15 protein-coding genes and 1 riboswitch are annotated in these 24,392 nt (G+C 66.8%); of the genes, 10 read left to right on the top strand and 5 right to left on the bottom strand.

The features are described from left to right. Positions 1 to 27: 27 nt before the first annotated feature. Positions 28 to 1,512: a glycerol kinase GlpK gene (glpK, locus tag SAZ01S_RS13845; RefSeq protein ID WP_084582862.1), complete on the bottom strand. Its 1,485-nt coding sequence runs from the start codon at positions 1,510 to 1,512 to the stop codon at positions 28 to 30. Between the two features lie 112 nt (positions 1,513 to 1,624). Between glpK and SAZ01S_RS13840 the strand changes: the two genes are divergently transcribed. The 7 genes from SAZ01S_RS13840 (at position 1,625) to SAZ01S_RS13810 (ending at position 13,954) form a co-directional block, all read left to right on the top strand. Then, positions 1,625 to 3,151, top strand: a complete 1,527-nt coding sequence (locus tag SAZ01S_RS13840) for a glycerol-3-phosphate dehydrogenase (RefSeq protein WP_084582857.1) — start codon at positions 1,625 to 1,627, stop codon at positions 3,149 to 3,151. Further along, positions 3,151 to 3,933, top strand: coding sequence for a DeoR/GlpR family DNA-binding transcription regulator (locus tag SAZ01S_RS13835; RefSeq protein ID WP_084582856.1), 783 nt, complete (start codon positions 3,151 to 3,153; stop codon positions 3,931 to 3,933). Before SAZ01S_RS13840 ends, SAZ01S_RS13835 begins: the two co-directional genes overlap by 1 nt. Positions 3,934 to 4,019: 86 nt before the next feature. Beyond that, positions 4,020 to 5,276 (top strand): MFS transporter, encoded by a 1,257-nt coding sequence (locus tag SAZ01S_RS13830; protein ID WP_084582855.1) that lies wholly within the window; start codon positions 4,020 to 4,022, stop codon positions 5,274 to 5,276. Beyond that, positions 5,273 to 7,657, top strand: a complete 2,385-nt coding sequence (locus SAZ01S_RS13825) for a glycoside hydrolase family 31 protein (protein WP_084582854.1) — start codon at positions 5,273 to 5,275, stop codon at positions 7,655 to 7,657. The genes SAZ01S_RS13830 and SAZ01S_RS13825 overlap by 4 nt, the downstream gene beginning before the upstream one ends. Before the next feature lie 110 nt (positions 7,658 to 7,767). Beyond that, positions 7,768 to 10,056: a TonB-dependent receptor gene (locus tag SAZ01S_RS13820; RefSeq protein ID WP_245824857.1), complete on the top strand. Its 2,289-nt coding sequence runs from the start codon at positions 7,768 to 7,770 to the stop codon at positions 10,054 to 10,056. A gap of 223 nt (positions 10,057 to 10,279) precedes the next feature. Then, on the top strand, positions 10,280 to 12,586 hold the full coding sequence (locus tag SAZ01S_RS13815) for a TonB-dependent receptor (RefSeq protein ID WP_084582852.1): 2,307 nt from the start codon (positions 10,280 to 10,282) through the stop codon (positions 12,584 to 12,586). Between the two features lie 57 nt (positions 12,587 to 12,643). Beyond that, positions 12,644 to 13,954 carry an alpha/beta hydrolase family protein gene (locus SAZ01S_RS13810; protein ID WP_084582851.1) on the top strand — a complete coding sequence of 437 codons (1,311 nt, stop codon included), beginning with the start codon at positions 12,644 to 12,646 and terminating at the stop codon, positions 13,952 to 13,954. Positions 13,955 to 13,970: 16 nt separating this feature from the next. On the opposite strand, the gene SAZ01S_RS13805 is transcribed toward SAZ01S_RS13810, so the two are convergent. From SAZ01S_RS13805 to SAZ01S_RS13790, 4 genes are all read right to left on the bottom strand, one after another. After that, a complete protein-coding gene (locus tag SAZ01S_RS13805; RefSeq protein ID WP_084582850.1) occupies positions 13,971 to 15,539 on the bottom strand; it encodes an alkaline phosphatase D family protein in 1,569 nt (522 codons plus the stop codon). Between the two features lie 68 nt (positions 15,540 to 15,607). Continuing rightward, positions 15,608 to 17,842 (bottom strand): TonB-dependent receptor, encoded by a 2,235-nt coding sequence (locus SAZ01S_RS13800; protein ID WP_084582849.1) that lies wholly within the window; start codon positions 17,840 to 17,842, stop codon positions 15,608 to 15,610. A 289-nt stretch (positions 17,843 to 18,131) separates the two neighbouring features. Continuing rightward, complete coding sequence (locus tag SAZ01S_RS13795; protein ID WP_084582861.1) at positions 18,132 to 19,517, bottom strand: L-serine ammonia-lyase; 1,386 nt, start codon at positions 19,515 to 19,517, stop codon at positions 18,132 to 18,134. Between the two features lie 103 nt (positions 19,518 to 19,620). Next, positions 19,621 to 19,710, bottom strand: a riboswitch (glycine riboswitch). Positions 19,711 to 19,738: 28 nt separating this feature from the next. Then, complete coding sequence (locus SAZ01S_RS13790; RefSeq protein WP_139810081.1) at positions 19,739 to 20,416, bottom strand: HAD hydrolase-like protein; 678 nt, start codon at positions 20,414 to 20,416, stop codon at positions 19,739 to 19,741. A gap of 84 nt (positions 20,417 to 20,500) precedes the next feature. On the opposite strand from SAZ01S_RS13790, the gene glmU reads away from it, so the two are divergent. The 3 genes from glmU (at position 20,501) to glmS (ending at position 24,325) form a co-directional block, all read left to right on the top strand. Continuing rightward, entirely contained in the window at positions 20,501 to 21,853 is a 1,353-nt protein-coding gene (gene glmU, locus SAZ01S_RS13785) for a bifunctional UDP-N-acetylglucosamine diphosphorylase/glucosamine-1-phosphate N-acetyltransferase GlmU (protein ID WP_084582847.1), read from the top strand. Further along, a complete protein-coding gene (locus SAZ01S_RS13780) occupies positions 21,850 to 22,161 on the top strand; it encodes a hypothetical protein (RefSeq protein ID WP_084582846.1) in 312 nt (103 codons plus the stop codon). Before glmU ends, SAZ01S_RS13780 begins: the two co-directional genes overlap by 4 nt. A 340-nt stretch (positions 22,162 to 22,501) precedes the next feature. Further along, positions 22,502 to 24,325: a glutamine--fructose-6-phosphate transaminase (isomerizing) gene (gene glmS, locus SAZ01S_RS13775; RefSeq protein ID WP_084582845.1), complete on the top strand. Its 1,824-nt coding sequence runs from the start codon at positions 22,502 to 22,504 to the stop codon at positions 24,323 to 24,325. Positions 24,326 to 24,392: the final 67 nt, after the last annotated feature.

The following is a 24,392-nucleotide window of genomic DNA, read 5'->3' as shown; positions in this document are numbered from 1 at the left end:
TCCAAGGAGGAGGGGCTAAAGTTGCGGTTACCCCAGCGTCCGCCGCAGCGCGTCGTGCCAGCCGGCGAGCAGCGTCGTGCGGTGCCCCGGCGCCATCGCCGGCTCGAAACAGGCCTGGCGCGACCAGATCGCCGAGAGCTCGCCCAGCCCCGACCATAGCCCCACTGCCAGCCCGGCATGGAAGGCAGCGCCCCGCGCCGTCGTCTCCAGATCATCGGGCCGCTCGACCGCGACGTCGAGAATGTCGGCGAGGAATCGGCACAGCCAGTCGTTCGCCGCCATGCCGCCGTCGACGCGCAGCATCGCCGGTCGGGTGCCCCCATCCTGCACCATCGCCGTGACCAGGTCATAGGTCTGGTAGGCCACGGCCTCCAGCGCAGCGCGGGCGAGGTGCGCTTGGGTGGCGCTCAGTGTCAGCCCGAAGATCGCACCGCGCGCCTCGGGATCCCAGTGCGGCGCGCCCAGGCCGACGAATGCGGGCACCATGTACACGCCGTGGCTGTCCGACACGCGCGTCGCCATGTCGTTGGTCTGGCGGGCATGGGTGATCACGCCGATGCCGTCGCGGAGCCATTTGATCGCCGCGCCGGCGACGAAGATCGAGCCCTCCAGCGCATAGGCGGTGCGGCCGTTCAGGCGATAGGCCGGGGTGGTGAGCAGCCGATGCTCCGAGGCGACCGCCTTTTCCCCGGTGTTGAGTAGCAGGAAGCAGCCGGTGCCATAGGTCGATTTGGCGGTGCCCGGTGCGAAGCAGCACTGCCCGAACAGCGCCGCCTGCTGGTCGCCCGCCATGCCGGCGACCGGGATCGGCACGCCGAAATACTCCGGATCGGTTATCCCGTAGACATGCGCGTTATCATGCACCGCTGGCAGCAGCGCCATCGGAATGCCGAACAGCCGGCACAGTTCCGCATCCCATTCGCCGGTGTGGATGTTGAACAGGCTGGTCCGCGCGGCGTTGGTCACGTCGGTCGCGTGCACGGCGCCCTTGGTGAGCCGCCAGAGCAGGAAGCTGTCGATCGTGCCGAACGCAAGTTCGCCGCGCTCCGCCCGCGCCCAGGCGCCGGGCACATGATCGAGGATCCAGCCAAGCTTGGTCGCCGAGAAATATGGGTCGACGAGCAGCCCCGTACGCGCCCGCACTTCGGCCTCGACGCCGTCGGCCTTGAGATCGTGGCAGCGATCGGCGGTCCGGCGGTCCTGCCACACGATCGCACGGTGGATCGGTTCTCCCGTGGCGCGATCCCACACCAGCGTCGTCTCGCGCTGGTTGGTGATGCCGATCGCGGCAATGCCCGCCGCGCCGACGCCGCTCTTCAGCAGCGCCTCGCGCGCGGTGGCGAGCGCATCCTGCCAGATCGTCTCGGGATCGTGCTCCACCCACCCCTGGTCGGGATAGTGCTGCTCGAACTCGGTCTGCGCGGTGGCGACTCGGCGGCCGGCGGAATCGAAGATGACGCTGCGCGTCGACGTCGTCCCCTGATCGATCGCCAGAATATGGTTCCGGTCCACCAAGCCCCTCCTATGTTCGTTTTGAGGCTCGTAGATTTTCGTTCGTACGTCAACGCTTTCGTTTTGTGGTTCGCTTTGCTATAAACGAAAAATAGTGAACATGGGGCGAAGCATGGCGGGCCTGGACTCCGACGAGCGTTTCGATCTGCTGGTGGTTGGTGGCGGCATCAACGGCGCCGGCATCGCGCGTGATGCGGCGGGGCGGGGCCTGTCCGTCCTGCTCGTCGAGAAGGAGGATCTCGCCAGCCACACCTCCTCGGCGTCGACCAAGCTGATCCATGGCGGGCTGCGCTATCTCGAATATGGCGAGTTCCGGCTGGTGCGCGAGGCGCTGATCGAGCGCGAGCGGCTATGGGGCATGGCACCGCACATCATCTGGCCGCTGCGCTTCGTGCTGCCGCAGACCCAGTCGCCGCGGCCCGCCTGGATGGTGCGGCTGGGGCTGTTCCTCTACGATCATCTCGGCGGGCGCAAGAAGCTGCCGGGCACCGAAACGGTGCAGCTGGCGCGCAGCCCGTTGGGGCGCGGGCTCAAGGGACAGTCGGGCAAGGCGTTCGTCTATTCGGACTGCTGGGTCGAGGATAGCCGGCTGGTGGTGCTGAATGCGATGGACGCGGCCGAGAAGGGCGCGACGATCCGCACCCGTACCGCGCTGGTCGGCGCGCGCCGCGACGGCCGCGAATGGCTGGCGACCATCGCCGACGAAAGCGGCCAGCGAACGGTGCGCGCCAGGGCGCTGGTGAATGCCGCGGGCCCCTGGGTCGCGGAAGTGCTCGGCCGGGTACCGGATGTGGTTGCCGATCGCGGGCTGCGACTGGTGAAGGGCAGCCACCTCGTCGTGCCGAAGCTCTATCCGGGCGATCATGCCTTCATGCTGCAGAACCCGGATCGCCGCATCGTCTTCACCGTGCCCTATGAAGGCAAGTACACGCTGATCGGCACCACCGACGAAGTGTGGGAAGGCGCCCCGGGCAAGGTGCAGATCAGTGCGGAGGAGACCCGCTACCTCCTCGAAACCGCGGCGCGCTATTTCGACGACCCGCCGTCCGAGCGGGATGTGGTGTGGAGCTATGCCGGCATCCGCCCGCTCTACGACGACAAGAAGGGCAATGCCTCGGCGGTGACGCGCGATTATGTGCTCGATCTCGACGGCGGCGAGGACCGCGCGCCGATGCTGAGCATCTTCGGGGGCAAGATCACCACCTATCGCAAGCTTGCCGAGCACGCGATGGCGGAACTGGCCGGCTATTTCTCGCAGGCAGGCGGGGCCTGGACCGCCGGCGCGGTGCTGCCGGGGGGCGACCTGCCCGAAGGCGATTTCGAGCGCTTCGTCGCCGCGCAGCGCCGCGGCCGTCCCGGCATGCCCACGGAGCTGATCCGGCGGCTGGCTCGCGCCTATGGCAGCAGGATCGAGGCGCTGCTCGGCAACGCCATGACGCCGTTCGACCTAGGCACCGATCTGGGTGGCGGGCTGACGCTGCGCGAAGTGGATTATCTGCGCGCCTATGAGTGGGCGGTTACCGCCGAGGACATCCTTTATCGTCGCAGCAAGCTGGGCTTGCACGTGCCCGAGGGAACCGAAGCGCGGCTCGCCGCCTATCTGGCGCGGGAGCCGCGTCGCCGCGTGCGCTCCGCCTGATGGCCGAAGAACTGCCCGAGCTGGCGGCGCAACGCCACCAGCGGATCCTCGAGCTTGCCCGGCAGACCGGCAGCGTTACCGTGGAGGCGCTGGCAAGCGCGCTGGAGGTGACGCCGCAGACGATCCGCCGCGACCTCAACCAACTGGCCAAGCGCACGTTGCTGTCGCGCGTCCATGGCGGCGCGATCGTGACCTCGGGCGTCGACAATCTCGATCGCGAGGCGCGGCGCGAGGTCGCGGCCGGTGCCAAGGCAGCGATCGGCACCGCGGCGGCGGCGCTGGTACCCAACGGCGCCAGCCTGTTCATCAATATTGGTACGACCACGGAGGCGATCGCCCGCGCGCTGGTGCACCATCGCCATTTGCTGGTGGTGACCAACAACCTCAACGTCGCCGACATTCTCGGCGGTGTGCCGACGATCGAGGTCGTCGTCGCCGGTGGCCGGGTGCGGGCGAGCGACCGGGCGGTGGTGGGCGCCCTGGCGATGGACTTTCTGCGCGGCTTCAAGCTCGACTTCGCGCTGATCGGCGCCTCGGCGATCGACGGCGAGGGGACGTTGCTCGACTTCGACATGGACGAGGTGCGCGTGTCGCAGACGATCATCGAACAGGCGCGGACGGTCATCCTGGCAACCGATCGGACCAAGTTCGGCCGGCCGGCGCCGGTGCGCATCGCGGAGATCGGCGTCGTTGATCATTTGGTCACCGATCGCTTGATACACGCAGAGATCGCCGCCGCCTGCGCTGCCGCGCGGGTGCAGGTGCACGAAACCAACCATTGACTGGTCAGGCCAAATAGTCAAAAATGGCCTGACGAAAATAGAACAGGTGGCCGGCAAACGGTAGCCAAGGGAGGGCAGAGAAGGTCATGCGGCGTGTTGCCCATCTCCGTTGGTGGATCGTCGGGCTGATCTGCGCCGGCACCATTGCCAATTATCTCGCTCGCAACGCGCTGGGGGTGCTGGCTCCCGAGCTGAAGACCGTCCTGCACATGACGACGCAGCAGTACAGCTATGTCGTCGGTGGCTTCCAGCTTGCCTATACGGTGATGCAGCCGATCGCCGGAATGGTCGTCGACCGGATCGGGCTGCGCGCCGGCTTCGCATTGTTCGGCGCGGCCTGGTCGATCGCCAACATGCTGCACGCGCTGGCGGCGGGCTGGCTGGGGCTGGTTTTCTTCCGCGGCCTGCTCGGCATGTTCGAGTCCGCCGCCATCCCTTCGGGCATCAAGGCGATCGCCGAATGGTTTCCGGCGCGCGAGCGATCGGTGGCGGTCGGCTGGTTCAATGCCGGCACCTCGCTCGGCGCGCTGCTGGCGCCGCCCGTCGTCGCGATCGTGATGATCTACACCGATTGGCGGATGGCATTCGTGGTGACGGGCGCGGTGGGATTGCTCTGGTCGCTCGCCTGGTGGGTGTTTTATCGCAGCCCGGCCGATCATCTCGCGATCACCGACAAGGAGCGCGCGCTGATTGCCCAGGGGCGGCCCAGGCCGCTCGCCCGCCGCGCCTCGGCGCGCGAGATCCTTGGCACGGCACGCTTCTGGATCATCGCGGTGCCGCGCTTCCTCGCCGAACCCGCCTGGCAGACGTTCAGCTTCTGGATCCCGCTCTATCTCGCCACCGAGCGCGGCATGGATCTCAAGCAGATCGCGCTGTTCGCCTGGCTGCCGTTCCTCGCCGCCGATCTGGGCGGGGTGCTGGGCGGCTATCTCTCGCCGTTCCTGGTCGCGCGCTTCCGTTTGCCGTTGATCGCCTCGCGCGTGGTCGGCGTCGCGCTCGCCGCGATACTGATGATCGCGCCGGGCTGCATCGGCCTCGCCGCCAGCCCCTACACCGCGATCGCGCTGTTCTGCATCGGCGGCTTCGCGCACCAGATGATCTCGGTGCTGATCAACACCCTGTCCGCCGACGTGTTCACCGCCGAGGAAGTCGGCGCCGCCAACGGCTTTATCGGTCAGGCCGGCTGGGTCGGCGGGCTGATGTTCTCGCTGCTGATCGGGCAGCTGGCCGACACGGTCGGCTACGCGCCGCTGTTCGGCATGCTGTCCGTCTTCGACATTCTCGGCGCGGTCGTGCTGATCGCCGGCCTTCGCCATCTTCGCCTTCCGGAGCCCGCACAATGAGACGCGCCACGCTTTCCAATCCCCCGCGCTTCACCGTCGCCGGCGAGGGGCAGGGACGGATCACGCTGGAATCGGATACCGGCGCCGTCGCGCATCTGTTCGTGCTCGAGCAGGACATGGTCCGGCTGCTGCTGCTCACGACCGGTGCCGTCACCAGCCCGCCGAGCTGGGCGATCGCCCCTGGGCAGGAGGACATCGCCGAGCCGGGCCGCGACCGGATGGACGTGTCCGGCTTCACTTGCCCGGACTATCGGCTGTCGCACGATGCCGAGCAGTTGGTGCTGGAGACCGATCGCATCCGCCTCACCGCACGGCTGCACGGGCTGCACTGCCGCTGGGAGCAGCGCGACGGCGACGACTGGGTCTTAATGGCGGAGGATCGGCCTACCCATACCTATGATTTCGGCTGGTGGGACGGCAAGGCGCACCATTATGTCGCGCGCCGCCCCGGCCAGCGCTTCTACGGGCTCGGCGATCGCACCGGTGACGCCAATCGTGCCGGGCGCAGCTTCCGGCTGACCAACCTCGATCCGATGGGCTACGACGCGGAGACGAGCGACCCGCAGTACAAGTCGATCCCGTACGTGCTGGTCGCCGATGAAGCCGGGCGCTGCCACGGCGCCTTCTACGACACCGTTGCCGACGTCGCGTTTGATCTCGGGCGCGAGCTCGACAATTATCATGGGTTCTACCGGCACATGGTCGCCGATCATGGCGACCTCGACCTGTGGATGATCGCCGGGCCCGATCCCCTTTCGGTGACCAAGCGCTTCACCTGGCTGACCGGCCGCCCCGCGCTGATGCCGCGCTGGTCGCTCGGCTATTCGGGCTCGACCATGACCTATACCGACGCCCCCGACGCGGCGGCGCAGATGGGCGGGTTCCTCGAGAAGCTGGCCGAGCACGATATCGGCTGCACCTCGTTCCATTTGTCTTCCGGGTACACCTCGATCGGCGACAAGCGCTACGTGTTCCACTGGAACCGCGACAAGTTTCCCGATCCGCAGGCGTTCGTGCAGAGCTATGCCGATGCCGGTGTCGAGCTGGTGCCGAACATCAAGCCGGCCCTGCTGCGCAGCCACCCGCGCTATGACGAAGTCGCGGCGGCGGGCTATTTCGTCAGCGACGCGGACGGACAGCCGATCGAGGCGCAGTTCTGGGACGAAGTCGGCAGCTATATCGATTTCACCCATCCGGACGCTGCCGCCTGGTGGCGGGCCCAAGTGAAATCGGCATTGCTCGATCAGGGCATTCGCTCGACCTGGAACGACAACAACGAATATGAAGTGTGGGACGCCCGCGCGCGCTTCGCCGGCTTCGGCACGTCGGTGCCCGCAGCCGCGATGCGGCCGGTGCAGCCGCTGCTGATGATGCGCGCCTCGCGCCGCGCGCAGATCGAGGCGCGGCCGGACGAACTGCCCTATGTCGTTACCCGCGCGGGCATGGCCGGTTTGCAGCGTTATGCCCAGACCTGGACGGGCGACAACCGTACCGAGTGGAAGACGCTGCGTTACAACGCGCGGATGGCGATCGGCCTGGCGCTGTCGGGCGTGTCCAACAGCGGGCATGACGTGGGCGGGTTCGCGGGACCGGCGCCCGATGCCGAACTGCTGGTGCGGTGGGTGCAGGCCGGCGTGCTGATGCCGCGCTTCAGCATTCACAGCTGGAACGACGATCGCACCGTCAACGAACCCTGGATGTATCCGCAGGCGCTGCCCGCGATAAAGGCGCTGATGCGGCTCCGCCAGCGCCTGGTGCCCTTTTTCTACGATCTGCTCCATCGCTACCATGCGGACTATGCGCCGATGGTGCTGCCAACCTGGGCAGTGTTTCCGCACGATCCGCAATGCTGGGCGGAAAGCGACGAGCATCTGCTCGGGCCCGACCTGCTCGCTGCACCGGTGGTGGAGGAGGGGGCAACCGAGCGGCGGCTGTATCTGCCTTCGGGTGCCGACTGGATCCACGTCTGGAGCGGCGAGGTCCAGGCCGGCGGAACCTGGGTCACGGTTCCCGCGCCGCTCGACGGCCCGCCGCCGCTGTTCGCGCGCGGTGGATCCGCGATGCTGGTCGATCTGGCGGAGGGCGGCTGGCGTTCCGAACCGATGCGGCGCGGGCTTTGGTTGTTTCCGCCGCGCGTCGGCAGCTTCCGGTGCGATGCGATCGAGGGCGGCGAGGGCGATGGCGCGTCGGCGCGGTGGGTGATCGAAGGACGTGTCGAGGACGGTAGCGTCGTGGCGCGCGTCGAGCGCGAGGGCGCGCTACTCGATGACGACAAGATAACTTTGTTGCTACCAAAACAGGACCAAAGAATGCTTGTTGTCGAGAATAGTCCGAGCCAACCTGTTGCGATACAGCAACAATCTGGGGCAATCGTCGGGTAAAAACGTTTTTACTCCGTGTTTCCCCGCTATTTCTCGGAATGCCCAATTCTCTATTGCTTGCGTGTCTAAAAGTAGATTGCGGGTCAACCCGCTGGATAAGGGGAGTTTGAATGAAAGGGTATCAGGCATCTGTCGCGCATGTCGCTCTAGTTGCGGCCTGCATGGCAGGCAGCGCGCAGGCGCAAACCGCCGACACGTCCGCCGCCACTACTGCAGCGGCAGGTACTGCCGCAGTGCAGGCGGCCGGCAAGGCTGCGCAAGAAGATGTCGAGATCATCGTCACGACCACCGCGCAGAAGCGTTTCGAGAACATCCAGAACGTGCCGCTCGCGGTGCAGGTGGTCACGCCTGCCCAGTTGGAAGCGCAGGGCGTTCGCCACTTCCAGGATCTCGGCAAGGTCGCCCCGTCGCTGACCGTTCGTCCCGCCGAACACCCGGTCAACTCCAACGTCTCGCTGCGCGGCGTCGGCACCTTTGCCTTTGGCATCGGCGTGGAATCGTCGGTTGCCGTCACGGTGGACGGCGTGCCGCTCGCCTTCCAGGCGCGCGCCTTCACCGATCTGCCCGACGTGGCGATGATCGAAGTGCTGCGCGGTCCGCAGAGCACGCTGTACGGCAAGGCGGCTTCGGCCGGTCTGATCAAGATCATGACCACGCAGCCGACCAACGATTTCCACCTCAAGGCCAACCTGCTCGCCACCGACGACAGCGAATATGGCGCGAATTTCAGCGTCACCGGCCCGATCAACGAGACGCTGGGCTATGTCGTTTCCGCCAGCTATTCGAACTGGGACGGCAACGTAAAGAATCTGTTCAACGGCAAGCAGGTGAACGGCCGCGAGACCTTCAACAGCCGCGGCAAGCTGAAGTGGAAGGCGACGCCGGACGTTACCTTCACGCTCTCGGGCAATTATCTGAACGGCAACACCACGGTGGGCCGTCCGTTCATCCGCATGGCGCCCACCGCGCTGTTGCGTGGCGTGGCCGGGCAGACCAGCAATGTGACGCTGCCGGGCGTGGTGATCGACGAAAAGAACCAGACGGTCAGCAACAACTACGATTCCCGCACCAAATATTGGGGCTGGGGCTCGATGCTGCGCACCGACATCAATATCGGCAAGCTGAACGTGCTGGGCCTGACCTCGTACGACAAGTTCCGGCTCGACGATTATCTCGACCATGACGATACCTCGGCGACCGTCGCGCAGGGCAGCAACATCCAGGTCGGCGCGTTCAAGTCGCGGCTGTTCACGCAGGAAATTCGCCTGCTGTCGCCGGGTACGGACGCGTTCCGCTATGCCTTGGGTATCTACTACGCCAATGTCGGCTTCCAGCGCCCGTTCCTGCGCGGACCGTCCTTCTCGCTCGCCAACTGGTTCGCGACCTCGGGGTCGCGCCAGATCGCGGCGTTCGGCCAGATCGACTGGGAGTTCGTCAAGAACCTGACCGCCACCGTGGGCGGCCGTGCGCAGAACGAGCGCGTGAAGTACACCTTCAAGGACAATATCCCGAATACGAGCTACGCCGGCCATGCCAGCGACAACGCAACGACCTATCGTCTGGGCCTGCAATATCAGGCGACCCCCGACGTCATGGTGTTCGGCAGCTATGCCACCGGCTACAAGGGCCAGACCTACGATCTGACCACCGGCTTCAACCAGAACCGTGCCGCTGCCGGTCCGATCCGTCCCGAAACGTCGAAGGACAAGGAAATCGGCGTCCGCACCCAGTTCTTCGGCCGCCGCATGACGTTCAACGTCACCTATTTCGATACCAACTACACCGACCTTCAGGCGCAGTCGATCGAGACTCTGGCGGACGGCACCACGAACTTCCGCCTCACCAATGTCGGCGGGTTGAACACCAAGGGTCTCGAGTTCGAGACTGCGGCGCGCGTGACGCGGGATCTGACGATCAGCGGTGCGGCGACCTATCTCGACGCGACCTACACTTCCTTCCCGGTCGCGCAATGCTATCCAACGCAGACGGCGGCCCAGGGCTGCACCGGCTCGCCGGGGCGCCAGAATCTCACCGGTACCCGCGCGGTACAGGCGCCGGAATGGAAGAGCTCCGCCAGCATCGACTATGCGCCGGCGCTGACCGAGAAGCTGAACGGCGTGCTGCAGGGCAGCTGGCAGTATCAGTCTAGCGTCTATTACGTGGCGCGCGATCCGCAGGCGTTCCAGCCGGCCTTCAGCATCTTCAACCTGAGCGCTGGCGTGCGCGATCATGGCCGACGTTGGGAAGCGACCGCGTTCGTGAACAACCTGTTCGACAAGCAATATTACCCGTCGCTGGTCAATTCCGCGGGCAATTTCGGCAACCAGCTTGCGACCCAGGCGGTGTTGCCGCGCGACTTCCGGCGCTATGCCGGCGTCCGGTTCGGCTTGAACTACTGATCCCCGCTTTATTGCGGAAGATGGGGTGGAAGCGATGCTTCCGCCCTTTTTTCCGTGCGTGCCACGGTAAGACCACTCTGACATACAAATAATCGTGATAAGGTTTTTGGTATGACCAGCGATTGTCCTATAATTCCCATAAAAGAAAACCGGCTTTCCGCCTGCTAAACCTGTCGGCCTTGGGAGAGGTGAAAGAAAATTCATCATGTAAAGGGTTTCGTTAATGAGGGGTTATCTATTCTCGGTGCGCGCAGTTGCGCTGGCTGCTACGGTTCTCGCTGGCAGCGCCCAGGCCGCAACGCCGGAAGACCATGCCGACGGCGCAGCGACGCCGGTGCAGGCCGCGCCCAAGCCGGCGCAGGACAATGTCGAGATCATCGTCACGACCACTGCGCAGAAGCGCTTTGAGAACATCCAGAACGTGCCGCTTGCGGTGCAGGTGGTCACGCCGGCCCAGCTCGAAGCACAGGGCATCCGGCACTTCCAGGATCTCGGCAAGGCTGCCCCGTCGCTGACCATCCGTACCGCCGAGAATCCGGTAAACTCCAACGTGTCGCTGCGCGGCGTCGGCACCTATGCCTTTGGTATCGGCGTGGAATCGTCGGTGGCGGTGACCGTCGACGGCGTGCCGCTCGCGTTCCAGGCGCGCGCCTTTACCGATCTGCCCGACGTGGCGATGATCGAAGTGCTGCGCGGTCCGCAGAGCACGCTGTACGGCAAGGCGGCCTCGGCCGGCCTCATCAAGATCATGACCACCCAGCCGACCAACGACTTCCACGTCAAGGCGAACCTGCTCGCCACCGATGACAGCGAGATCGGCGGCAATTTCAGCGTGACGGGCCCGATCAGCGATACGCTCGGCTACGTCTTCTCGGCCAGCTATTCGAACTGGGACGGCAATGTCCGCAACGTGTTCGACGGCAAGGAGGTCAACGGCCGCGAGACGCTGAGCACCCGCGGCAAGCTGAAGTGGAAGGCGACGCCGGACGTCGTCTTCACTGCATCGGCCAATTATCTGAACGGCAATACCACGGTCGGCCGACCGTTCATCCGCATGGCGCCGGGGGCGGTGCTGCGCGGCCAGGCGGGCCTTACCGCCGACGTCGTGCTGCCGGGGATCACGATCGACCCGCTGAACCAGAAGGTCGCCAATAACGACCGGGCCGGCACCAAATATTGGGGCTGGGGCACGATGCTGCGCACCGATGTCAATGTCGGCAAGATGCAGCTGTTGGGCCTGACCTCGTACGACAAGTTCCGCATGGACGACTATATCGACCATGACGACACCGTCGCGCCGGGGCCGTATGGCCGCAACACCCAGGTGGGCACGTTCAAGTCGCACCTGTTCACCCAGGAAATCCGCCTGCTGTCGCCGGGCACCGACGCGTTTCGCTATGCGCTGGGCGTCTATTACGCCAATGTCGGCTTCCAGCGTCCGTTCAAACGCGGTCCGCAATTCTCGCTGGCCGACTGGTTCGCCACCTCGGGGTCGCGTCAGATCGCCGCGTTCGGCCAGATCGACTGGGAATTCGTTAAGAACCTGACCGCCACCGTCGGCGGCCGCGCGCAGAACGAGCGGGTGAAGTACAGCTTCCTCGACAAGAATCTGGCGGTTCCGGCCAGCTGGGCGGGCCACGCCAGCGACAATGCGACCACCTATCGCCTCGGCCTGCAATATCAGGCGACGCGCGACGTGATGCTGTTCGGCAGCTATGCCACCGGCTACAAGGGCCAGACCTACGATCTGACCACCGGCTTCAACCAGAACCGTGCCGATGCCGGCCCGATCCGTCCGGAGACCTCGAAGGACAAGGAAATCGGCGTCCGCACCCAGTTCTTCGGTCGCCGCATGACGTTCAACGTCACCTATTTCGATACCGACTACACCAACCTGCAGGCACAGACGATCGAGACGATCAACGGCACCAGCAACTATCGCCTGACCAATGTCGGCGGGCTCAATACCAAGGGCCTCGAATTCGAGAGCGCGGCGCGCGTGACGCGGGATCTGACGATCAGCGGTGCGGCGACCTATCTCGATGCGACCTACACCTCGTTCCCGGTCGCGCAATGCTATCCGCTGCAGACCCAGGCGCAGGGCTGCGTCCAGTCGAAGCCGACCTATCAGAACCTCACCGGCACCCGCGCCATCCAGGCGCCGGAATGGAAGGGCAGCGCGAGCATCGAATATGCGCCCGCACTGACCGAGACGCTGACCGGCGTGTTCCAGGGCAGCTGGCAGTACCAGTCGAGCCTCTATTATGTGGCGCGCGACCCGGAAACCTTCCAGCCGGCCTACAGCATCTTCAACGTCAGCGTCGGCGTGCGCGATCACAAGCGCCGCTGGGAAGCGACGCTGTTCGTCAACAACCTGTTCGACAAGCAGTATTATCAGTCGCTGGTGAACACCTCGTCAAACTTCAACGCCAGCGGCGCGACGGGTGCGCCCAACGTCATCGCCACCCAGGCGGTGCTGCCGCGCGATTTCCGTCGCTACGCGGGTATCCGCTTCGGCGTGAATTACTGATAGACCCGATGCGCTGGGGCGGGGGCATGGCTTCCGCCCCTCCATCGGGAGAGAAGAATGATCGGCAAGGAGTGGATCGCGGTTGCAGCCTGTGCAGCCGCGATTTTTTCGTTTGGCGCGCAGGCGCAGCGGGCGCCGGCGCAGCCGAGCGTCGACGCGCCGGAACTGGCGGCGCTCGGCGGCTATGGCATCGGCGTTGCTGATTTCGAGTTCGTGCAAGCTGGGCGCGCGGATCCGCTACAGGGTGCCGACACGCCTGCGATCGTCGAGCGCCACATTCCGGTCAAGCTCTGGTACCCCGCCGCTGCGAAGGGGGCTGGCACCCGCTATCGCACCGCGCTGCCGGGGGAGAAGGGCAGCGACGTGCCGTTCGAGGTCCCAGGCCTAGCCACGCCGGGCGCGGCGGCGGCCAAGGGGCGCTTTCCGCTGGTGATCCTCGCCCATGGCTATAGCAACACCCCCGAGGTGCTGTCGTGGCTCGGCGAGAATCTGGCGAGCAAGGGCTATGTGGTGGTCGCCCCCGCCTTTCGCGATCCACCGATCACTATCCGGACCCCGGCCGCGCGCGCCGGCCCGCTGACCAGCCGCCCGCTCGACATCGCCTTCGTCGCTGCCGAGGCGCAGCGGCGGGCGCGGGGTGGGCAGGGCGTGTTCGCCGCGGCCGATGCGGCACGAACCGCGCTGGTCGGTTATTCGATGGGTGGCTACGGCGTGCTGACCGCGGCGGGCGCGCCGCTGGATCCCGGTCTCGCCGCCGCGACGCGCGGCGTGCTCGCGCCCTTCGTGGCGGGGGCGCCGCAGGCCGGCACCGTGAAGGTGGCGGACGTGAAGGCGGTGGTGGCGATTTCTCCCGCCAGCAACCTGTACGGCACGCCGCTCTGGGCCGCGCCGGGCGTCGCCGCGATCGGTGCGCCGACGCTGTTTATCGTCGGCAGCCAGGACCATGTCGTCGGCTATGATCCGGGTGTGCGGACATTGTTCGAGCAGGAAGTGCATGCCCCGCGCTATCTGCTCACCTTCCGCGAGGCGGCGCACAGCATCGCGCTGATCGGCGCGCCCCCGGTAATGCGCGAGAGCTTCTGGGACCTGGACTGGTTCGAGGATGCGGTGTGGCGCAAGGACCGGCTGATGGCGGTGCAGGCGCACTTTATAACCGCGTTCCTCGACCGCTATGTAAAGGGCGAGGAGGCCAAGGCAGCCTATATCGACGGGATGGTGCCGAATTCGAACGATGGCAAATGGGCCGGTGCGCCGGGCGGGCGCTATGCCGGGTTCAGCCCCGGCGCGCCGGCGGCGACGCTCTGGAAGGGGTTCCAGCCGAGCAGGGCGACGGGGATGAACTTCGAGTTCAAGCCCGCACAGCCCTGAGCGCCGCCGGCATGGGTCAGGCGAAGCCGGGCTTGCCCGCTTCGACCTGGCGCTGGTGGAGCACCGATACGGTGGTGCGCGGATCGGCGCGGTCGGCGATCGCCATGCAGCGCACGTCCAGCCGCTCGGGGGTAAGGTCGATCGCGGTATAGCCGCGATGCGCTGCATCGAAGAAGCGGATGTGCGGATTGTCCGGCAGCGCCGCCTTCATCGCCCCGGCCGGCGGGCCGTTCGAGGTGATCGAGGTGACGACGATCTCGGCGGCCACGGGCGCCTCCTGCGGCTTGTGGAAGTCGCGGCGCAGGTCGTTGAGCCAGGCCGAGTGATAGTCGCCGGCCAGCGTCACCGGGTTCGACAGGCGCGTCTCCGCCATCGCATCGATCAGCCGGCGGCGGGCGGCGCCGAAGCCGTTCCAGGTATCGGTCCAGATCAGTGTGTCGCTGGGCGTCTTGATCTCCAACGGCGCGACCAGCAGGTTTTGCACCAGCAGGTTCCAGCGCGCCTTGCTGCGGGCGAAGCCGTCGTAGAGCCAGCGTTCCTGATCGAAGCCGAGATAGGTGCGCGACGGATCCTCGAGATCGGCGCAGGCGGTGGAGGCCATGTGCCCGCGATGCGAGGCGAGCCCCTCGATGCACGCCGGGGGAGAGCGGAACTGGCGGCCGTCGAGCACGTCGAACTGCGCGAGGCTGCCCCAGCCGAAGCGGCGGTTGAGCCGGAAGCTGCCGTCGGCGCGCATCACCTGCGAGATGCGCACCGGCATGTTCTCGCAGAACGCGCGATAGGCGGCGGCACGGCGCTTGACGAAGTCCGCCGGGGAGACGTTCGCGTCCTCCGGCCAGATCCCCGAATAGTCGTTCTGCACCTCATGATCGTCCCAGGTCGCGACGCAGGCGGTGGCGGCGTGGAGGGCCCGCAGGTCGGGATCGGTGCGGTGGAGCGCGTAGCGGCGGCGATACTGGGCGAGCGTGGTCGGCTCGGGCATCGCATAGCTGCGCACCGCGCCGGGGCGGGGCGGGGTGCGGGGGCCGTCCTCATAGATATAGTCGCCGAGGAACAGGGTGAGGCGGCTTTCCTCGTCGGCGGCCATGTGGCGATAGGCGGCGAAATAGCCGAGTTCCCAGTGCGAGCAGCTCGCCGCGGTCATGCGGAGGCGCTCGACGCGCGCGCCGGGGGCGGGGGCGGTCCAGGCGCGACCGACCGGGCTCTGCACGCCCAACGCGGTGAAGCGATACCAATAGGGGCGATCGGGCGCGAGGCCCGAGACCTCGACATGCACGGCCGAGGCGCGATCGGGCAGGGCCATCGCCTCGCCGTGCGCGGCGATGCGGCGGAAATTCTCGTCGAGCGCGACTTCCCAGCGCACCGGCACCGGGCTGGCATTGCCGCCCAGCCCATCCTCGGCGAGCGGATCGGGGGCGATGCGGGTCCACAGCACGAAGCCGTCGGGGAGCGGCTCGCCGCTGGCGACGCCCAGCGCGAAGGGATCGGCGGCGGCGAGCGAACGGCCCGCGGTGAGCAGCGCGGGCGCCGCGATCAGCGCGCCGGCAAGGAACTGGCGCCGGGGAAGGGCGGACGGGATGGGCATGGAGACCTCCAGCGGGGAAACGGAAAGAAGCGGGCGCAGCCTTTTGGCCGCGCCCTCTCTACAGACGATCAGTGACGGAACGACAGCGTCACGCCCACCGTGCGCGGCGGGTGGATCGAGACGGTGCGCGCAGTGATGAACTGGTTGCGCGTTTCCTGGATGCGGGCATCGAAGACATTGTGCACCCAGAGCGTCAGCCGCACCGGCGCGTTCGGCGGCGTGATGCCGAGATTGGCATTGGCCAGCCAATAGGACGGGATCACCGACGCCGACGACGTGCTGTAGCGATCGGCGCGATAAGCCCAGTTCGCTTCCGGCTCGATCTGCCAGCCGGCGATCGGCAGGTGCAGTGCGACCGAGCCCTTATAGTCGAGATCGGGCAGCGGCAGGCGGACGCCGGCATTGTCCTTGTACTGGATGTTGACGTACTTGCCGCTCACCGGATCGAGCGTGGCGCTCGACTGGGCCATATACTCGTCATACTCGCCATATTTGTACGCGATCGACTGGCTGGTGCTGAACAGCGGGATCGGCGACCAGGTGATTTCGGCCTCGGCGCCATAGAGGTGCGACTTGGGCACGTTGAGGATGCGGCCGACACGCGAGGTTTCGGTGTAGAGCACGCCCTGCAGCTGCTGGTCGCGATAGTCATAGTAGAAGGTGGCGAGGTTGACGCGCAGGGTGCGATCGAACAGCTCCGACTTCACGCCGACTTCATAGGCGACCAGCTTTTCCGGATTATAGGGATCCAGCTGCTCGGGCAGGCCGCTGTTATAGGTGGTGAAGCCGCCCGACTTCACGCCGCGCGAGACGCTGGCATAGGCATGGGCGGTGCGGGTGAAGTCCCAGTCGATCGCCGCCTTGCCGGACCATTCGCGCATCTCCAGCTGCTTGTTCGCCGCGGCGCGGAGCTGGTAGGTGGGCAGGATGATCTCGCTCTTGAAATTATCGAGCTCACGCCGCTCATATTCGTAGCGGGCGCCGCCCGAGATCTTCAGCGTCGGCGTGAGATATTGCTCGAGGTTGCCGAACACGCTGACCGAGGTGACGTGCTGGTCATAGGCGGTCTTCCAGATATTCTTCAGGCTGGGGGCCTGGGAGAAGTCCGAATAGAAGCCGCCGCCGACATCCTCGTGGCTGACATAGAGGCCGCCCAGCCAGCGGAACTTGCCCTTGTCGGCCGAGGCGACGCGGATCTCGCCGCTGTTGGTCTTGATGTTGTTGAAGAAGAAGGTGCCGGCTTCGTTCGACGCGGTGCCGTCCCAGTCGTTGAACTCGCGGCGGGTGAATTCCTCATGGCCGAACACGCCGGTGATCGTCGCGACGCCGAAATCGCTGAAAACGCGCACGCTGCCGCCCTTGCCTTCATTGTCGCGGAACGGCTTGGCGTTGGCGCTCGCGCCGATCAGGTTGGCGAAGGTCGGCGAGATGCCCCAGCCGGTGGTGCGGATGTCGGTATCCGCCTTGTAGGAGACGCCGCCGGCGGTCTTGAAGTCGTTGAGCAGCTGGAGGCCGAGCCCGTCCGACTGGTCGCGGGTATAGTGGGCGCTCAGGTCGACGGTGGTGGCGCTGCTCGGCTCCCAGCGCAGCCGGGCGCGGACCGAGGTCTGGTCGCGGTCGCCGAGCTTCTCGCCGGTGTCGCGGTGCTTCTGCCAGGCCCCGCCGCGATCGGCCGAGACCGCCACGCGCGCGGTGAGCGTGCGGGTCAGCGGGCCGGTGACATAGGCTTCCAGGCTCTTGGCGTCGTAGCTGCCATAGGAGAGATCGCCGCCGATGCCGAACTCGTGCGAGGGCGCGTTGGTGACGACGTTGACCGCACCGCCGGTCGAGTTGCGGCCATAGAGCGTGCCCTGCGGGCCGCGCAGCACTTCGATCCGCGCCACGTCGAACAGCGCATTCTGCGTCATCACGCCGTAGGGATAGGCGATCTCGTCGACATAGACGCCGACGGTATTGGTGTTGTTCGCGGCGTAATCGGTGCCGCCCACGCCGCGCAGGCGGAACTGCGGCTGGCCGCCGCCGAACTGGTTGTCGACCTCGAGGCTGGGCACGCTGTTTTCGAGATCGTTGACGTTGTAGATGTTGCGCTTCTGCAGTTCCTCGCCGCCGATCACGGTGAGCGCGGTGGCCACGTCCTGCGCGTTCTCCTTGCGGTGCTGCGCGGTCACGACGATCTCGCTGAGGCCCGGCTCGGCAGCGGTGGTTTCCTGCGCGAAGGCGGGGACGGCGCTGGCGATCGCCGCCGCGCTGGCGACGAGCAGCAGCGACGTCCGGCGCAGCCGGGCGTGGTTTCGGTTCAACATGCGACTTCCTTATGGCGGGGTGGCGAGAAGCGATCCCCGGCGGCGGCCCCTTTTCCGCTGCCGGGAACGCGGCATCCCCTCCATGACCCGCCGCGCTTCCACGGAAACGGGCGCGCAAGCCCGCCGCGATCCGCGGCAGACCTGCGCCGGAACGACGCTGATCATTGGTATCGTTTGCGCCGCCGCTTATCGGCCGGTGCAGGGCCTATGTCCGAGAAGCTTGTACGCTGCGTGACCCGGCCGAGACGAAACTGTTACACAGTGAAGCCAATATGTGACCAATTGGAGATCAGCACTCGACCACGTTGACGGCGAGGCCGCCGAGGCTCGTCTCCTTGTACTTGGAGCGCATGTCGAGGCCGGTCTGGCGCATCGTCTCGATCACGGCGTCGAGCGATACCTTGTGGGTGCCGTCGCCGTGGAGCGCGAGCATCGCCGCGTTGATCGCCTTCACCGCGCCCATGGTGTTGCGCTCGATGCAGGGGATCTGCACCAGCCCGCCGATCGGATCGCAGGTGAGGCCGAGATTATGCTCCATGCCGATTTCGGCGGCATTCTCGATCTGGGCGTTGCTGCCGCCCAGCGCCGCGGCGAGCCCCGCCGCCGCCATCGAACAGGCGACGCCCACTTCGCCCTGACACCCCATCTCGGCAGCCGAGATCGAAGCCTGACGCTTGTAGAGGATGCCGATCGCGGCGGCGGTGAGCAGTAGGCGGCGGCTGCCCGCCTGGGTCGCGTTGCCGACGAAGCACTCGTAATAGCGCAGCACCGCCGGGATCACCCCCGCCGCGCCATTGGTCGGTGCGGTGACAACGCGGCCGCCGGCGGCATTCTCCTCGTTCACCGCCAGCGCCCACAGGCTCACCCATTCGAGCACCGAGGCGGGCTCGACGCGGGGACCCCGGGCCATCAGCTTCTGGTGGAGCTTGCGTGCGCGGCGGGGCACCTCCAGCCCGCCGGGCAGGATGCCGTCCTGTGCCATGCCGCGATCCATGCAGGCGTTCATCGCGGCGTGGATGCCGTCGACAAAGGCGAGCGTCGCCGCATCGTCGCGCCAGCCGCGCTCGTTGGCGAGCATCAGCCCGGCGATGTCGAGCCCGAGTTCGTCGCAGCGCTCCAGCATCTCGCGGGCGCTGGCGAAGGGATGGTTGGTGCCGGCGGACAAGCCCGCCGCGTCTTCTTCGCCCTCGCGCCGGATCGCTCCGCCGCCGACCGAATAATAGGTGCGCTCCAGCACCGCGCCGTCGACCAATGTCGCTCGCAGCTTCATGCCGTTGGGATGGCCGGGGAGGAACTGGCGCTTGCGGAATTTGATGTCGGCGTCGGGATCGAAGCCTACCGAGGCGGTGCCGTTCAGCAGGATGCGCCGCTCGGTGGCGATCTGCGCCAGCATCGGCTCTACCGCATCCGGATCGACGCCGTCGGGCCGCTCGCCCGCCAGCCCGAGGATCACCGCGCGATCGGTGGCATGGCCCCGGCCGGTCAGCGCCAGCGAGCCGAACAGCTCGCAGCACAGCTTGGTCACCGCGCGCCCGTCGGCCACCACCCAAGCCGCGAAATCGCGCGCGGCGCGCATCGGCCCCACGGTATGCGAGCTCGACGGCCCGATGCCGATGGTGAACACGTCGGTGATGCTGATCGGCCCTGCATTCGGCCCGACGCCTTTGGTCGCCACGGAACCCGTCTCCTGAAACACTCGGTTGCGGGCCCCTTCTGTCCGTTTGCCTGAGATCGCTATCCCGTCGGCGGGCGCTCAAGGGCGCCACTCTCCAGAATGTGGTGGCCGGAAGGTCCTTTTGCCTGAGAGTTTCCGGGGCGGTTGCTCCTTCGGCGATCCGGTGGCCCGGATTCTCTCCCTTTCCGACAGCGTGTGTTTCGCCGTGCGCCTTCGCGCTGTCAAACGCTGATTGGGCCGAGCGCCGCCAGCGCGGGCAGCAGTTCCGCGAAGGAATCGATCACCGCCTCGGCGCCCAGCGTGGTCACCGGCACCCGCGAGAAGCCGAAGCTGCAGACGATCACCGGAACGCCCGCCGCCTGCGCCGCCTGCACGTCATAGGTCGAATCGCCGACGAACGCCGCCGGGCCGCCGCAGCGGCGGACCATTTCCAGGATCTGCGCGGGCGACGGCTTGGCGGTGCCGGGGCCGAGCGTGTCGCCGCCGATCACCGTGGCGAAGCGGGGAAGCAGGCCGGTCGCCTCGAGCAGTGGCAGGGTGAGCGCTTCGAGCTTGTTGGTCACCACCGCCAGCGTGAGGCCCTGCGCGGCCAGCGCGTCGAGCGCCTCGACTACGCCGGGGTAGGGGCGGCTATGCTCGGCATTGTGCGCGGCATAGGTGTCGACGAAGCGCGGGTAGAGCCGCGCCACCACCGCCGCATCGCCGCCGCCGGTCGCAGCGACCGCCTGCTCCAGCAGCTTGTGCACGCCGCGGCCGACCATGGACAGGATGCGATCCAGCGGCAGCGCCGGACGGCCGTCCTCGACCAGCACGCGGTTGAGGGTCGCGGCAAGGTCGCCGCTGGTATCGAGCAGCGTGCCGTCGAGATCGAAGCCGATGGTGCGAAAGGGCAGGGGCATGGCCGCGCGCATGGCACCATCGCGCTGGAAAAGCCATCTGCACCGTGGCAGGGGTTGCACCCCATTTCACCGGAGACTGGCCACGTGACTGCACCCATCGCCGCGATCATCCTCGCCGCCGGCAAGGGCACGCGGATGAAATCCGATACCCACAAGGTGCTCCACCCGATCGCCGGGCGGCCGATGCTGCTCCACCTGATCGACAGCGTGAAGGCGCTGGGCGCCGCGCGCGAGGTGGTGGTGGTCGGCGCCGGGCGCGAGCAGGTCGAGGCCGCGGTCATCCCGCTCGGCGCGGAAACCGCGCACCAGGCCGAGCAGCTCGGCACCGGACACGCCGTGCTTCAGGCCAAGGACGCGCTGGCGGGCTTCGAGGGCGATGTGCTGATCCTCTATGGCGACGTGCCGCTGGTCGCCACCGCGACGATGCGGCGCATGGTCGAGCGGCTGCATGGCGCGGACGAACCCGCCGTGGTGGTGCTCGGCTTCCGTCCGAGCGATCCGGGCGCCTATGGCCGGCTGATCGTGGAGGGCGGCGATCGGCTGTCGAAGATCGTCGAGTTCAAGGATGCGAGTGCAGAAGAGCGCGCCGTTACCCTGTGCAATTCGGGGCTGATGGCGGTGCGCGGCGCGGATCTGTTCGCGCTGCTCGATCGGCTCACCAACGACAATGCGGCGGGCGAATATTACCTCACCGATATCGTCGAACTGGCGAATGGCGACGGCCGGGTCGCGGCGGTGATCGAGACTGGCGCCACCGAAGTCACCGGCGTCAACAGCCGGGGTGAGCTGGCGGCGCTGGAGGCCGAGTGGCAGCAGGCCCGCCGCGCCCGTGCGATGGTCGAAGGCGCGACGCTGATCGCACCCGAGACGGTGTGGTTTGCCTATGACACGCAGATCGGCCGCGACGTGACCATCGAGCCCAACGTCGTGTTCGGCCCCGGCGTCGCCGTCGCGGACGGCGTGGTGCTGCGCGCGTTCAGCCATATCGAGGGCGCGACGATCGCCAGCGGCGCCACCGTCGGTCCCTATGCCCGGCTGCGGCCCGGCGCGGTGCTGGAGGCAGACTCCCATGTCGGCAATTTCGTCGAGCTGAAAAATGCCGTGCTCGGCAAGGGCGCCAAGGCCAACCACCTCACCTATTTGGGCGATGCCAGCGTCGGCGCCGGCGCGAACATCGGCGCGGGCACGATCACCTGCAACTATAACGGCTTCCTCAAGCAGAAGACGGTGATCGGCGAAGGCGCGTTCATCGGATCGAACAGCGCGCTGGTGGCGCCGGTGGCGATCGGCGACGGGGCGATCATCGGCGCCGGATCGGTGATCACCCGCGATGTCGAAGCCGATGCGCTGGCCGTCACGCGGCCCGAGACATTGACGAAGCAGGGCTGGGCCACGACCTTCCGTGCGAAAATGAAGGCACGAAAGGCCGCAAAATGACCGACCGCTACACCGACAAGCCGTTCCTCAAGCTGCTCGACGCCTATGTGCTCGATGCGATCGGCCATCTCGACGAAAAGAGCGACGCCCAGCTGACCGCCGCCGAGCCGGCGCTGCGCGAGGCGTTCGGCGGCGACAGCGACTGGCGGGGCATCGTGGTCGAGAGGATGCAGTTCCCCGAGGGCATCGCCGGCGCGATCCGTGAGGTGTGGGAAAAGGGTGCGGTGCGGTTCCGCGAGGAGCAGGGGCACGAGCCCGATCCGGCCGAGTTTACCAGGATCTTCAACGACACCAACTTCCCGCACTGAGGGGCGGGCGCGAGGAGCGCGAAACCTTTCCTGGGGATGGGGTATCGTTCGTAGCGAAAGAACGCCGTCATCCCCGCGAAGGCGGGGATCCATTGGCGCTGGTGCCGAGGTCCTTTCCCCCAGCGCACAGGGCAATGGATTCCCGCCTTCGCGGGAATGACGAAGGCCTTCTTCAATGTCGGATTGCGAGCGACATCGGTTCTGGAATCCCTCCACCCCAACCCCTCCTCCAAGGAGGAGGGGCTTAAATGTCGGCGGACCCATTCAGCCCCGCGTCAGCATCCCCCCGCTAGCGGCGGCCGTCGGCCCGCGCTAGGGCAGGGGCAGGAGGACGGATGCGATGTGCGGAATCGTTGGAATCGTGGGCAAGGAAGACGTCGCAGAGCGTCTGTTCGAGGGCCTCAAGCGCCTGGAATATCGCGGCTATGATTCGGCCGGCATCGCGACGGACGTAGACGGCAAGATCGAGCGCCGCCGCGCCTCGGGCAAGCTGGTCAATCTCGGCAAGGAACTCGTCGCCAACCCGCTGCCCGGCACCACCGGCATCGCGCATACCCGCTGGGCGACGCATGGCGGCCCGACCACCAACAACGCGCACCCGCACGCCACCGGCGAAGTGGCCCTCGTCCACAACGGCATCATCGAGAACTTCAAGACGCTCCGCGAGGAGCTGACCGCCCGCGGCCGCACCTTCACCAGCGAGACCGACACCGAGGTCGTCGCCCATCTGGTGAGCGAGAAGGTCGAGGCCGGCATGGCGCCTGCCGATGCGGTGCGCGAGGTGCTGCCGCGCCTCCACGGCGCCTTCGCGCTCGCCATCCTGTTCCGCCAGCATCCCGACCTGCTGGTCGGCGCGCGACTCGGCTCGCCGCTCGTCGTCGGCTATGGCGAGGGCGAGACCTATCTCGGATCGGATGCGCTGGCGCTGGCGCCGCTCACCCAGCGCATCGCCTATCTGGAAGAGGGCGACTGGGTCGTCATCACCAAGGATGGCGCCGAGATCTTCGACAAGGACAACAACCCCGTCGAGCGGCCGATCACCATTTCGGGCGTCACCGGCGAGCTGATCTCGAAGGGCAACCATCGGCATTACATGCTGAAGGAGATCTACGAGCAGCCGATCGTCGTGGCGCAGACGCTGCGCGCCTACCTCCAGCGCATGGAGGAGAAGATCACGCTGCCGATCCCGGACTTCGATCTCTCGGCGATCAAGCGCGTCACCATCGTCGCCTGCGGCACCAGCTTCTATGCGGGCATGGTGGCGAAATACTGGTTCGAGCAGTTCGCCCGTGTGCCCGTCGACATCGATGTCGCCTCCGAATTCCGCTACCGCGCGCCGGTGATGGAAGAGGGCGGGCTGATGATCGTGATCAGCCAGTCGGGCGAGACCGCGGACACGCTCGCCGCGCTCCGCCATGCCCGCAGTGAGGGGCAGAAGATCGCCGCCGTAGTCAACGTGCCGACCAGCTCGATGGCGCGCGAGGCGGACCTGCTGCTGCCGACCCATGCTGGGCCGGAAATCGGCGTCGCCTCGACCAAGGCGTTCACCTGCCAGCTGGCGGTGCTTGCGGCGCTGGCGGCCAATCTCGCGCGCGCCAAGGGCAAGCTCGACGAGGCGGAGGAGCGCCGCATCGTCCGCCATCTGGCGGAGGCGCCCGCCTCGCTCAACGCCGCGCTCGCCTATGACGAATCGATTCAGGCGATGGTCGGCGTGATCGCGGCGGCGCGCGACGTGCTGTATCTCGGACGCGGCACCGATTATCCGCTGGCGCTGGAAGGTGCGCTGAAGCTCAAGGAAATCAGCTATATCCATGCTGAGGGCTATGCCGCCGGCGAGATGAAGCACGGGCCGATCGCGCTGATCGACGATGCCGTGCCGGTGATCGTGATCGCGCCCTCCGGCCCGCTGTTCGACAAGACCGTCAGCAACATGCAGGAAGTGCAGGCGCGCGGCGGCAAGGTGGTGCTGATCTCGGACTATGACGGCATCCAGGCGGCGGGCGACGGCTGCATCGCCACCATCACCATGCCCAAGGTTCACCCGCTGATTGCACCCTTGGTATATGCTGTGCCGGTGCAGCTTCTGGCCTATCATGTCGCCGTCGCGAAGGGCACCGATGTCGATCAGCCGCGCAATCTGGCGAAGTCGGTGACGGTGGAGTGAGGCCGTGCTTCCGCCCGCTACTGGGCAGGACGCGCTACCCCTCCCCCCTTGCGGGGGAGGGAGGGGC

The sequence above is a fragment of the Sphingomonas azotifigens NBRC 15497 genome, from assembly GCF_002091475.1.
GTDB classification, from domain to species: Bacteria; Pseudomonadota; Alphaproteobacteria; order Sphingomonadales; family Sphingomonadaceae; genus Sphingomonas; species Sphingomonas azotifigens.
The sequence above is the reverse complement of the archived record's forward strand: the minus strand, read 5'-3'. Positions and strand labels throughout refer to the sequence as shown.

Bases quoted from the DNA above. Each gene is read 5' to 3' on its own strand.
- SAZ01S_RS13840 (WP_084582857.1), top strand. From the start codon at position 1,625: ATGGCGGGCCTGGACTCCGACGAGCGTTTCGATCTGCTGGTGGTTGGT.
- SAZ01S_RS13835 (WP_084582856.1), top strand. From the start codon at position 3,151: ATGGCCGAAGAACTGCCCGAGCTGGCGGCGCAACGCCACCAGCGGATC.
- SAZ01S_RS13830 (WP_084582855.1), top strand. From the start codon at position 4,020: ATGCGGCGTGTTGCCCATCTCCGTTGGTGGATCGTCGGGCTGATCTGC.
- SAZ01S_RS13825 (WP_084582854.1), top strand. From the start codon at position 5,273: ATGAGACGCGCCACGCTTTCCAATCCCCCGCGCTTCACCGTCGCCGGC.
- SAZ01S_RS13820 (WP_245824857.1), top strand. From the start codon at position 7,768: ATGAAAGGGTATCAGGCATCTGTCGCGCATGTCGCTCTAGTTGCGGCC.
- SAZ01S_RS13815 (WP_084582852.1), top strand. From the start codon at position 10,280: ATGAGGGGTTATCTATTCTCGGTGCGCGCAGTTGCGCTGGCTGCTACG.
- SAZ01S_RS13810 (WP_084582851.1), top strand. From the start codon at position 12,644: ATGATCGGCAAGGAGTGGATCGCGGTTGCAGCCTGTGCAGCCGCGATT.
- SAZ01S_RS13805 (WP_084582850.1), bottom strand. From the start codon at position 15,539: ATGCCCATCCCGTCCGCCCTTCCCCGGCGCCAGTTCCTTGCCGGCGCG.
- SAZ01S_RS13800 (WP_084582849.1), bottom strand. From the start codon at position 17,842: ATGTTGAACCGAAACCACGCCCGGCTGCGCCGGACGTCGCTGCTGCTC.
- SAZ01S_RS13790 (WP_139810081.1), bottom strand. From the start codon at position 20,416: ATGCCCCTGCCCTTTCGCACCATCGGCTTCGATCTCGACGGCACGCTG.
- SAZ01S_RS13780 (WP_084582846.1), top strand. From the start codon at position 21,850: ATGACCGACCGCTACACCGACAAGCCGTTCCTCAAGCTGCTCGACGCC.
- glmS (WP_084582845.1), top strand. From the start codon at position 22,502: ATGTGCGGAATCGTTGGAATCGTGGGCAAGGAAGACGTCGCAGAGCGT.